The 11,558-nt window shown below is 73.7% G+C and carries 10 protein-coding genes; 8 read left to right on the forward strand and 2 right to left on the reverse strand.

Translation table 11 applies throughout. The features are described from left to right. The first annotated feature begins 6 nt into the window (after positions 1-6). From ACFVSL_RS10245 to ACFVSL_RS10275, 7 genes are all read left to right on the forward strand, one after another. Positions 7-672: a GntR family transcriptional regulator gene (locus tag ACFVSL_RS10245; protein ID WP_386940729.1), complete on the forward strand. Its 666-nt coding sequence runs from the start codon at positions 7-9 to the stop codon at positions 670-672. A gap of 120 nt (positions 673-792) precedes the next feature. Further along, on the forward strand, positions 793-1,950 hold the full coding sequence (locus tag ACFVSL_RS10250) for an NAD(P)/FAD-dependent oxidoreductase (RefSeq protein WP_386940730.1): 1,158 nt from the start codon (positions 793-795) through the stop codon (positions 1,948-1,950). Further along, entirely contained in the window at positions 1,947-2,261 is a 315-nt protein-coding gene (locus ACFVSL_RS10255; protein WP_386940732.1) for a (2Fe-2S)-binding protein, read from the forward strand. Before ACFVSL_RS10250 ends, ACFVSL_RS10255 begins: the two co-directional genes overlap by 4 nt. Beyond that, positions 2,258-3,763, forward strand: a complete 1,506-nt coding sequence (locus ACFVSL_RS10260; RefSeq protein ID WP_386940734.1) for an FAD-dependent oxidoreductase — start codon at positions 2,258-2,260, stop codon at positions 3,761-3,763. The genes ACFVSL_RS10255 and ACFVSL_RS10260 overlap by 4 nt, the downstream gene beginning before the upstream one ends. A gap of 119 nt (positions 3,764-3,882) precedes the next feature. Beyond that, positions 3,883-4,815 carry a dihydrodipicolinate synthase family protein gene (locus ACFVSL_RS10265; RefSeq protein WP_386940736.1) on the forward strand — a complete coding sequence of 311 codons (933 nt, stop codon included), beginning with the start codon at positions 3,883-3,885 and terminating at the stop codon, positions 4,813-4,815. A 64-nt stretch (positions 4,816-4,879) separates the two neighbouring features. Beyond that, positions 4,880-5,881, forward strand: a complete 1,002-nt coding sequence (locus tag ACFVSL_RS10270) for a proline racemase family protein (protein WP_386940737.1) — start codon at positions 4,880-4,882, stop codon at positions 5,879-5,881. Positions 5,882-5,930: 49 nt separating this feature from the next. Continuing rightward, positions 5,931-7,424 (forward strand): aldehyde dehydrogenase (NADP(+)), encoded by a 1,494-nt coding sequence (locus ACFVSL_RS10275; protein WP_386940739.1) that lies wholly within the window; start codon positions 5,931-5,933, stop codon positions 7,422-7,424. A gap of 113 nt (positions 7,425-7,537) precedes the next feature. Here ACFVSL_RS10275 and ACFVSL_RS10280 read toward each other — a convergent pair whose 3' ends face one another. Both ACFVSL_RS10280 and ACFVSL_RS10285 read right to left on the reverse strand, forming a co-directional pair. After that, positions 7,538-8,521, reverse strand: coding sequence for a proline racemase family protein (locus tag ACFVSL_RS10280; RefSeq protein ID WP_386940741.1), 984 nt, complete (start codon positions 8,519-8,521; stop codon positions 7,538-7,540). Continuing rightward, positions 8,521-9,465 carry an ornithine cyclodeaminase family protein gene (locus ACFVSL_RS10285; RefSeq protein WP_386940743.1) on the reverse strand — a complete coding sequence of 315 codons (945 nt, stop codon included), beginning with the start codon at positions 9,463-9,465 and terminating at the stop codon, positions 8,521-8,523. Before ACFVSL_RS10285 ends, ACFVSL_RS10280 begins: the two co-directional genes overlap by 1 nt. A 175-nt stretch (positions 9,466-9,640) precedes the next feature. Here ACFVSL_RS10285 and ACFVSL_RS10290 point away from each other — a divergent pair, with 175 nt between their 5' ends. Then, on the forward strand, positions 9,641-11,404 hold the full coding sequence (locus ACFVSL_RS10290; RefSeq protein ID WP_386940745.1) for an ABC transporter substrate-binding protein: 1,764 nt from the start codon (positions 9,641-9,643) through the stop codon (positions 11,402-11,404). The last annotated feature ends 154 nt before the right edge of the window (positions 11,405-11,558 follow it).

Genomic DNA, 11,558 nt, shown 5'->3' on the forward strand with positions numbered 1-11,558 from the left:
TACCCCGTGAGCCCCGAGCCCATGCGGCTGCTCGAGGTGCAGAGCCTGCGCGAGCAGGTCGAGCGCACCCTGTCGTCGCGGATCGTGGCGGGGGAGTTCGCGCCCGGAACGGTGCTCACGGTGCCGACGCTCGCGGCGGAGTTCGGCGTCAGCGCGACGCCGGTGCGCGAGGCGATGCTGAACCTCGCCCGACGGGGGTTCCTCAGCCCCATCCGCAACCGCGGGTTCCGGGTCACCGAGATCTCGCTCGACGAGCTCAAGGAGCTCGGCGAGGTGCGCGCGCTCCTCGAGGCGCCGCCGATGCGCCGGCTCGCGGGCAACCTGCCCGACGCGACGGTCGCGCGGCTCGACGAACTGGCCGCCGAGATCGTCGCCGCCGGCCGGGAGGGGCGTTTCGAGGACTACCTCGAGGCCGACACGGCGTTCCACCTGACCCTGCTCGAGGTCACCGGCAACCGGCACCTGGTGCGGCTCGTGAGCGAGCTGCGCCAGCAGACGCGCCTCGTCGGGCTCGTGAACCTCGCAGAGAGCGACGCGCTCGTGGCCTCCTCGCTCGAGCACGCCGAGCTCGTGCGGCTTCTCGTCGCGGGCGACGGCGTCGCGGCCGAGGCGCTGATGCAGCGGCACGTCGGCCATGTCGCCGGGCTCTGGAGCGGCCAGGACGAGGCCTGAGCCCGGCGCCGTCGTCCGGCATCCGTCGGCGGGGCCGGAACGAGCTCGTGGTCGCCCGCTCCCGTGAGTAATATGTCACGTACCGCGTGCGAGCGGTTCGGCTGAGCTGGAAGGACGACGATGCGGGTCGCAGTGATCGGAGCGGGCATCGTGGGTGCCGCGTGCGCACTCGAGCTGGTCGAGCGCGGCGCCGAGGTGGTGCTCGTCGACCGGGTGGGGGTCGCGGGCGAGACCTCCAGCCGGTGCGAGGGCAACCTGCTCGTGAGCGACAAGGCGCCGGGCCCCGAGGCCGACCTCGCCATCCACTCGAACGCGCGATGGCGCGCGCTCGCCGAGCGGCTCGACGCAGGACGCGCGGGCGGCCGGCCGGCGACCGAGTTCGAGGCGAAGGGCGGCGTGGTCGTCGCGTTCCCGGGCGGCGAGCAGGCGCTCCGTCGCTTCGCCGAGACGCAGCGCGGGATCGGCATCCGCGCCGAGGCGCTCGACGCGGCGGCCCTGCTCGCGGCCGAACCGCACCTCTCGCCCGAGGTCTCGCTCGCGATCCACTACCCCGAGGACGCCCAGCTGCAGCCGTCGAACACGACCCAGGCGCTGGCCGACGCTGCGGTCCGCGGCGGCGCGCGCCTCCTCCAGGCCGAGGTGACGGGGGCCCGCGCCCCGGGCGGCCGCATCCGTGCGCTCGAGACCACCGCCGGCCCGCTCGAGGTCGACGCGGTCGTGAACTGCGCCGGCCCGTGGGCGGGCGAGCTCGGCCGTCGGCTGGGCGCGCCGCTCGACATCCGCCCGCGCCGCGGCGTCATCCTCGTGACGACGCCGATGCCCCAGCGGGTCTTCCACAAGGTCTACGACGCCGACTACGTGGGCGCCGTCGGGTCGGGGGATGCCGCGCTGCAGACCTCGACCGTCGTCGAGTCGACCCCCGGCGGCACCGTGCTCATCGGCTCGAGCCGTGAACGCGTCGGCTTCGACGATCGCCCGGGCGTCGACCCGGTGCGCGCGATCGCGGCGAAGGCGACCCGGCTCTTCCCCTTTCTCGAGGACACCATGCTCCTGCGCAGCTACTTCGGCTTCCGCCCCTACGCCCCCGACCACCTGCCCGTGATCGGCGAGGACCCGCGCCTCGCCGGGCTCTTCCACGCCACCGGCCACGAGGGCGCCGGCATCGGCCTCGCCCCGGCGACCGCCGAGCTCGTCGCGCACGCGATGCTCGGCACCCCGACGTCGCTCGACCCGGCGCCGTTCCGGCCCGGCCGCCCCGGGATCGGGGTGGCGGCGTGAGCCGCGCACGCGGTGCGCGCGACGCTCGCGCGACGGCCGCGACGGCCGCGACGGCCGGAACGCACGGCACCGTCGACCTCTTCGTCGATGGCGAGGCCGTGTCGGGCCGCGCGGGCCAGACGATCGCCGGCGTCCTGCTCGGCGCGGGCCGGGTCGCCTGGCGCGGCGCCCAGGACGGCGAGCGCGGCGTGTTCTGCGGCATCGGGGTGTGCCACGACTGCCTCGTGACCGTGAACGGCGTCGAGGGCGTGCGCGCCTGCCAGCGCGAGGCCGTCGACGGCGACCTCGTCGAACGGGAGGTGCGCGGATGACCCGCGTCGCGATCCTCGGCGGCGGTCCGGCCGGCCTCGCCGCGGCCGAGGCGGCGCTCGCCGCGGGAGCGGAGGTGACGCTGCTCGACGAGGGCGCCCGCCCGGGCGGGCAGTTCTGGCGCCACCGTCCGGGGCTGACCGATCCGCGCATGCAACACGGAACGCGTCGCTTCGACGAGCTGCAGGACGCACTCGCCGGGGCCGAGGTGCACTCGGGAGCGGCCGTGTGGTCGGTCGAGCTGCGCGAGCCCGACGGCGCGGGTGGAGCGGGTGGCGCGGGCAGCGGGAGTGGCGCGGCGGCCGGACCCGTCGTGCTCCGCGCCGCGGTGGGCCCCGCGGACGGGACCGGCCGCCGTGCGGTCGTCGTCGAGGCCGACGCGCTCGTCATCGCCACGGGCGCGCACGATCTCGCCCTGCCGATCCCGGGGTGGACCCTGCCCGGCGTGACCACCGCGGGCGCGGCCCAGGCCCTCGCGAAGCGCGACGGCGTGTCGGTCGGGCGGCGCACGCTCGTCGCGGGTGCCGGGCCGTTCCTGCTGCCCGTCGCCCAGTCGCTCGCACTCGTCGGCTCCACGGTCGTCGGCGTGCACGAGGTATCCCGCCTCGGAGCGCTCGCGCGAGGGTGGCTGCCGAAGCCGTGGCAGCTCCTCGGCAAGTCGGGCGAACTGGCCGAGTACGCGGGAGCGCTCGCCCGCCACCGCATCCCGTACCGGGTCGGCAGCGGCGTCGTGCGCGTGCTCGGCGACGAGCGCGTCGAGGGTGCGGTCGTCGCACGCCTCGACGGCGACTGGCGGCCCGTGCCCGGCACCGAGCGCGTCGTCGAGTGCGATGCCGTCGCGCTCGGGCACGGCTTCACGCCGCGCCTCGAGGCGGCGCTCATGCTCGGCTGCGAGATCGTCGGCGATCGCCGCGGACGCTTCGTGCTCGTCGACGACGCGCAGCGCACCACGCAGCCGCGGGTCTTCGCCGCGGGCGAGGTCACTGGCATCGGCGGCGCCGACGCCGCGCTCGCCGAAGGCGCGATCGCGGGGTACCGCGCGGCGGGCGTCGCGCAGGAGGATCCGCGGTTGCGCCGACCCCTCGCGGTGCGCGACCGGATGCGGCGCTTCGCGCGGAGACTGGAGACGGCGCACGGGATCCGCCCCGGCTGGACCGCGTGGCTCGAGGACGACACGATCGTCTGCCGCTGCGAGGCGGTGGCGAAGCGCGCGATCGTCGAACGGGCCGAGGTGCCCCTGCGGGCGATGCGCCTCGCGACGCGGGCCGGGCTCGGGCCCTGCCAGGCCCGCACCTGCGGGCGCGCCGTCGAGGCGATCGTGGCCGAGGCCCGGGTGGCGACCGCATCGGGGTCGCCGGCACCGGGGGCGACGGCACCGGAGTCGCTCGACGGGCCGTCGCCGGAGCGACTCGCGGGCTCCGGCTTCGATCGGCGACCCCTGCTCGCGCCGGTGCGCCTCGGCGAACTCGGCGGTTCGGATCGGCCGGCCGACGGGGAGAATTGAACGGGAGGATCGCGCATATCCGTAGTGCGTGATATATTACACACTACTTGAGGTCGAGGATGTCCCGTCGACGCCCCGAGACCCACCAGCACATCGAGACCGACAGGATGGAAACCCCAATGACCGAGCAGAACATGGACCTGGGCGGTGTCGTCGTCGCCACCACCCTCGCCTTCCGTGAGGACGCCGCGGCGCCCGCCGGGCTCGCCGTCGACTACGACAAGTTCGGCGAGCACGTCGACTTCCTCATGTCGAACGGGTGCCGCGGCGTCGGCCCCAACGGCTCGCTCGGCGAGTACTCCTCGCTCACCGACGAGGAGCGCCGCAAGGTGATCCAGGTCGCCGTCGAGGTCGTCGACGGCCGAGGCATCGTCATCGCGGGCGTGCACGGCGTCGGCAGCCACCAGGCCCGCAAGTGGGCCGAGATCTCCCAGGAGGACGGCGCCGACGGCGTGCTCCTGCTGCCGCCGACGCTCTACCGCGCCAACGACGCCGAGGTCATCGCGCACTACCAGGAGGTCGCGAAGGTGGGCCTGCCGATCATGGCCTACAACAACCCGTTCGACACCAAGGTCGATCTCGTGCCCTCGCTCGTCGCGAAGCTCGCCGAGATCCCCGAGGTCGTCGCCATCAAGGAGTTCTCGGGCGACGTGCGCCGGGTCTACGAGATCAAGGAGCTGTGCGACATCGACGTCATCGCCGGTGCCGACGACGTGCTCTTCGAGCTCATGGTGAACGGCGCGGTCGGCTGGTTCGCCGGCTACCCGAACGCCTTCCCGCGCGAGGCCGTCGAGCTCTACGACCTCTGCGTCGACGGCAAGTGGCACGAGGCGAAGGCGCTCTACGAGCAGCTCGTCGCGGTCTTCCGCTGGGACTCGCGCACCGAGTTCGTGCAGGCCATCAAGCTCTCGATGGACATCTGCGGCAACTCGTACGGCGGCCCGACCCGCCCGCCGCGCGGCCCGCTCTCGCCCGAGCAGCACGCCCAGGTCACCGCCGACACCGAGCGCGCCCTCGCGGCGCTCGCGGCACGGCGGGCGGTGCTCGCCTGATGCGTGCTGCGCCCGAGACGCTGTCTGGCCGCCGTCGCGCGACGGTCGGAAGGGCGGTCGCCTGATGCGTGCGCGCCGGGTCGTCTCCGCGGTCGACTCCCACACCGAGGGCATGCCGACCCGTGTCGTCACTGGCGGCGTCGGCCGGATCCCCGGCGCGACCATGAACGACCGCCGGCTCTACGCGATGGAGCACCTCGACGGGCTGCGGGGCCTGCTCATGAACGAGCCCCGCGGCCACGCGTCGATGTCGGGCGCGCTGCTGCAGCCGCCGGCGCGCGACGACGCCGACTGGGGCGTCGTCTTCATCGAGGCATCCGGGTTCCTGCCGATGTGCGGGCACGGCACCATCGGCGTCGCGACCGTGCTCGTCGAGACCGGCATGGTCGAGGTGACCGAGCCGGTCACCGAGATCCGGCTCGACGTGCCCGCCGGCCTCGTGATCGCCCGCGTCGCGGTCGAGGACGGCAAGGCGAAGCACGTCACCATCGAGAACGTGCCGAGCTTCGCCGAACGGCTGGATGCCTCGATCGACGTGCCCGGCTACGGCGAGGTGCAGTACTCGATCGCCTTCGGCGGCAACTTCTACGCCCTCGTCGAGCTCGACGCCGTCGGGCTGCCGTTCGACCGGGCACGGAAGGACGAGATCGTGCGCGCGGGCCTCGCGATCATGGACGCGATCAACACGCAGGCGCCGCCGCAGCACCCCGTCATCGCGGGCGCGAACCACGTGCACCACGTCGAGTTCATCGCGCCGGGTTCCGACGCCGTGCGGTCGCGGCACGCGATGGCGATCCACCCCGGGTGGTTCGACCGGTCGCCCTGCGGCACCGGCACGAGCGCCCGCATGGCCGAGCTGTTCGCCCGCGGCGAGCTCGCGCTCGACACCGACTTCGTCAACGAGTCGTTCATCGGCACCGAGTTCACCGGGCGCCTGATCCGCGAGACCGAGGTCGGCGGGGTGCCTGCCGTGGTGCCGACGATCACCGGCCGCGCCTGGGTGACCGGCCTCGGTCAGTACTTCCTCGACGAGGACGACCCGTTCCCCGAGGGCTTCGTCTTCTGACGGGCGCCCCGCGGGCACCGTCATCCGAATCCACCAGCCGGAGGCATCCATGAGCACCGAGATCGACACCGACGCCGTCGCCGCACGGGCGGCGCGCGCCGCACGCCCCTTCGCCGAGACCGAGCCCCGAGCGCGGGCGGCCGCGCTCGTCGCGGTCGCCGACGCCCTCGACGCGCACGCCGCCGAGCTCATCGCGATCGCGATGCGCGAGACCGGCCTCACCGAGGCGCGCCTCACGGGCGAGGTGCGGCGCACCTCGAACCAGCTGCGCCTCTTCGCGGAGGTGATCGTCGACGGCGCCTACCTCGACGCGCGCATCGACGACGCCGACCCCGGGTACGTGATCGGTCCGCGTCCCGACGTACGGCGGGTGCTCGAGCCCGTCGGACCGGTGCTGAACTTCGCCGCGTCGAACTTCCCCTTCGCGTTCTCGGTGGCCGGCGGCGACTCGGCCGCGGCCCTCGCGGCGGGCTGCCCGCTCGTCGTGAAGGCGCACTCGGGGCACCCCGAGCTCTCGCGGCGCACGGGCGAACTCGTCGCCGAGGCGCTCGCCGCCGCCGGCATGCCCGACGGCGTGTTCCAGCTCGTCGCGGGCCAGCAGGCCGGCGTCGAGCTGCTGCAGGACGAGCGCATCCGTGCGGGCGCGTTCACCGGTTCGACGCACGTCGGGCGCCTCCTGGCCGACCTCGCCGCGTCCCGGCCCCGCCCCATCCCGTTCTTCGGCGAGCTCGGCAGCGTGAACCCGGTCTACGCGACGGCGGGCGCCGTCGACGCCGACCCCGAGCTGCTCCAGGGCTTCCTCGCCTCGGTCTCGGGGTCGGCCGGGCAGCTCTGCACGAAGCCCGGCTTCCTCTTCGTGCCGCGCGGCGCGCAGCTCGGCCCGGTTGGCGAGACCGCCGCGGGGGTCGCCGAGCACCGGCTGCTGAACCCCGGCATCGGCCGCGCCTTCGAGGAGCGCCGCGGTGCCGTGCTCGGCGCCCCCGGCGTGACGGTGCTCGCCGCGGGCGAGGTGCGCGTCGACGACGCCGAGCAGCGCTTCGCGACGCCGACCGTGGTCGAGGTCGACCTCGACACGCTGCGCGAGCACCGCGACGAGCTCCTCGAGGAGTCGTTCGGCCCGCTGTCGCTCATCGTGCGGTACGACGACGCGGCCGCGCTGCCGGGGGTCCAGCGCGAGCTGTTCCCGGGCAACCTCACCTCGACCCTGCACGCGAGCGACGCCGAGCTCGAGGGCGGCGACCTGGCCGAACTCGTCGACGCGCTCGCCGAGACGAGCGGACGCGTGCTCTTCGGCGGCTGGCCGACCGGCGTCTCCGTCACGAGCGCGATGCAGCACGGCGGACCGTATCCCGCGACGACGACCGACGCGACGAGCGTCGGCACCGCGGCGATCACGCGGTTCCTGCGCGGGGTCGCGTACCAGAACGCGCCGCAGGCCGTGCTGCCCGCACCGCTCCGCGACGACAACCCGTGGGGCGTGCCGCAGCGGCGCAGCGCCGCCGGCCGCTCGGCCGGGTGGGGGAGTCTCACCGGCGAGCACTGACCGCGAAGCACGACGGCGGATGCCCGGGGCCGGCCCCGGGGCATCCGCCGTCGTTCGCGTGCCGAGCGCCCGGCGCTCACCGTTTCCTGAAACAGTGGTCGGCGCTCGACCGCTCAGCGCAGGCTGAAGCCCTCGGCGAGGGGGTCGGCGGGGTCGAGCTCGAACTCGCAGCGGCCGAAGCGGTACGCGTGCCCGGTGACCTCCGGGATCACGCCGTCGTCGGTGCGCTCCGCGACGCGGGCGAGGAAGCGCGTGCCGATGATCGAGTCGTGCGTGAGCGTCTCGCCGTCGGCGAGCTCGCCCGTGTGCGCGAGCAGCGCGACCCGCGACGCGGTGCCCGAGCCGCACGGACTGCGGTCGACCTCGCCGTCGGCGAAGACCGTCACGTTGCGCTGCCACGGGCCGGCGTCGGTGCGGCCCAGCTCGTCGACGAGGATCGTGCCGTAGACGCCCGAGAGCCGCTCGTCGTCGAGCTGCGCCGCGGGGTGGTCGTTCAGCGCCCATTTGATCTCGCGGCCGAGGCGGATGAGCTCGGTCGTGTGCGCCGGGGTCACCTCGAGGCCGAGCGACGCGGCCGGCAGCGTCGCGTAGACCGCGCCGCCGAAGACGAGGTCGACGAGCACCTCGCCGCGGCTCGTCGCGAGCGGGATGCCGCGGGCGAGCACCCGGGAGGCCACGTTGCGGAAGACGACGCCGGTCGTCACCCCGCCCGAGCGCTGCACGCGCGCCTCGACGCGACCGCTCGGCACGTCGATCACGACCGTCGCCTCGCCGTCGTCCGGGGCCTCGACCCGACCGGTCGCCACGGCCCAGGCGCCGAGCGCCATCGTGCCGTGCCCGCACGCGGTCGAGAAGCCGTCCTTGTGCCAGAACAGCACGCCGAAATGGGCGCCGTCGTCGTCGGGCGGCGTGATGAACCCGCCGTACATGTCGTCGTGGCCGCGCGGCTCGAGGCAGAGGAAGCGGCGCACCCGGTCGGGTTCGCCCGTCATCGCGTGCACGCGCCGCTCGGCGACGGTCGCGCCCTCGGTCCCGACGCCCTCGACGATGCGGAACGGCTCACCGGCCGTGTGCCAGTCCTCGGTGCTCCAGCGCATCACGCGTTCGTCTCCTCGTGCTCGATCGCGGCCGCGGCGACCGCGAGGTCCTGCCATCCCATGCCGCACGTCTTCACGACCCGGGGGCGGTCGCGAGCCACGGCGACCTCGCCGGTCGCGATCCGCGCCATCGGCACGACGTCGCCCGGGGCGAGGTGTCCCTCGTCGACCGCCATGATCACATCGCCGGCCTCCGTGCGCGAGACCCGATCGGTCTCCACGATCACCTGCGCGCGCCCGAGGAGGGCGCCCGGCAGCTCGCGGGCGTCGCGCTCGTGCGAGCCGACCGCGACGAGCGCGGCGCGATCGCCCACGAGGGTCGCGTCGAAGAGCGGTTCGCGCGCGGTCGTCGCGCACACCACGAGGTCGGCGTCGGCGACGTCGCGGGCGGTGCCCACGGCGACGTCGAGTCCGGATGCCGCGACGGCGGCCACCGCACGCTCGGCGCGCTCGGGGTCGCGGCCGACGAAGCGAACCCGCTCGACCGGGCGGATCGCCCGCATCGCCTCGACATGGCGGACGCCCTGCGGGCCGGTGCCGAAGACGACGAGGCTCGCGGCGTCGGGCTCGGCGACGAGATCGACCATCGCGGCCGACATCGCGGGAGTGCGCAGACTCGTGAGCTCGGTGCCGTCGAGGAGCGCGACGGGCGCGAGGGCCTCGGCGTCGAGCACGATGTAGACCGCCTGGATGCGCTCGAGCCCGCGGCCGGGGTTGGCGGGGGCGACCGTGGCGAGCTTCTGCCCGGCGTAGCGGCCGAGGTCGGCCGGCATCAGCAGCAGCTGCCCGTGCCGGACGTCGACGATCGATCGCGGCGGATCGTCGTCGGGATCGAACCCGGCCCGGAGCGCGTCCTGGAGGGCGCTGGCGGCGCGGGGAATGTCGATGCGGGCGCGGAGCGCGGCCGCGTCGAGGACCCGCATGGCGGCGATGACATCGGTCATGTCGACATCCTACTGTGTGATGTGTAATATGCCACACATCGCGGATTGTTCGACGAAGCGCGTCCGAGGCTCGCCGGGCTCCCATTCGAGGGGCCGGCGGCTGCAGGCTCCCGTCGCAGCCGGCGATCCGCGGTGCTGTCCGGCATCGCGGCACGGATGAACCCGAAGGTGACCGATGTCCCGGAAGCTCCTCGTGCCTGCCACCGCCCTCACCGTCGCCACGGTGCTCGCGCTGGCCGCGTGCGCACCATCGACCGACGACTCCGCGAGCGGGGGTGAACCCCAGACCGGCGGCACGCTCAAGGTCCTCGCCAACGGCGACGTCGACCACCTCGACCCCCAGCTCGTCGCGTACGTGCCGACCTACAACGTCATGCGCTCGATCTCGCGCTCGCTGCTCAGCTACTCGGCGAGCAACGACGCCGCCGAGCGGATCGTGCTGCAGCCGGACCTCGCCGAGGCTGTGCCCGACCCCAGTGCCGACGGGCTGAGCTACACCATCACCCTGCGCGACGGCATCACCTGGGGCGCCCCCGACGGCGAGCGCGCGATCGTCGCCTCCGATGTGGAGCGCGGCATCAAGCGACTCTGCAACCCGCACATCTCGGGCGCCCTCGCAGGGTACTTCACCGGACTCATCGAGGGGATGGACGAGTTCTGCAGCGGCTTCGCCGCCGTCGCCCCCGAGGTCGACCCCATGCGCGAGTACCTCGAGGGCAACGACATCCCGGGCATCGAGACGCCCGACGACACCACCGTCGTGTTCACCCTCACCAAGCCCGCGAGCGACTTCCCCTTCATGCTCTCGCTCGACGCGGCCGACCCCGCCCCCATCGAGGCGCTCGACAACCTGCCCGACTCGCCCGAGTACCGCCGCAGCTTCGTCTCCTCGGGCCCCTACCAGGTCGCCGACTACTCGCCCGACGCCAAGCTCGTGCTCGAGCGCAACGAGGCGTGGAACCCCGACAGCGACCCGCTGCGCAAGGCCTACGTCGACTCCATCGAGATGACGATGGGCGTCGAGGGCGACGCCGCGATGCAGCAGCTGCAGGCCGGCTCGGCCGACCTGCTCTTCGACCTGACGCCGAGCCCCGCGAACATCCAGCAGCTCAAGGCGCAGAACGACGAGAAGTTCTCCACGATGGAGAACGGCGGCGTCGACCAGTTCATGTGGATCAACACGAAGTCGCCGAACAACGGCGGCGCCCTCGCCGACCTGAAGCTCCGCCAGGCGCTCCAGTACGCGATCGACAAGACCGCGGTCGTGCAGACCATGGGTGGCGAAGAGCTCGCCGGCGTCACCAACGGCATCTTCGGCCCGGGCATCCTCGGCTACGAGGCCTCCGACCCGTATCCCGCGAACGACGGCAAGGGCGACCCCGAGAAGGCGAAGCAGCTGCTCGCCGAGGCCGGGTTCCCCGACGGAATCACGCTGAAGCTCCCGTACCGCAACGTCGGCACGCAGCCCGACATCGCGCAGACCGTGCAGGCCAGCCTCGAGCGCGCCGGCATCACCGTCGAGCTCTCGCCGGTGCCGCCGACCGACTACTACGCGAACTTCATGACGAACCCCGAGAACGCGACCTCGGGCGCGTGGGACATCGCGCTCGTCGGCTGGTCGCCCGACTGGCAGGGCGGTGCCGCGCGCAGCGTCTTCCAGCCGCAGTTCGTCTTCGACGGCACGCCGCAGAGCTACAACTACGTCGACTTCGACAGCGACGCCGCCAACGCGCTCGCCGAGCAGGCGCTCGCCGCGACCACCTCCGAGGAGGCCGGCGACCTCTGGCACCAGGTCGACGAGGCGGTCATGGCCGACTCGCCCATCGTGAGCATCGCCTACCGGCTCAAGCCGAACTACCACTCGGCGCGGGTCGGCGGGTTCGTCGAGTACGCGCAGAGCCAGAACGGCGACTGGACCAACGTCTGGCTGAACGACTGAGGTCGTTCACGAGTCATCCATGAACCGTCGGGGGGGGCGGCCCCCCCCCCCCCCCCCCCCCCCCCGGCCAGGCCCCCCCAAACCGCGAAACGGAGTGTAGGTAAAAAACGGGGGCACACACCCCCACCCACCCCCCCCGACACACCCGAACGGA

Origin of the sequence: Agromyces sp. NPDC058064 (assembly GCF_042885275.1) — a bacterium.
Lineage (GTDB): Bacteria > Actinomycetota > Actinomycetes > Actinomycetales > Microbacteriaceae > Agromyces.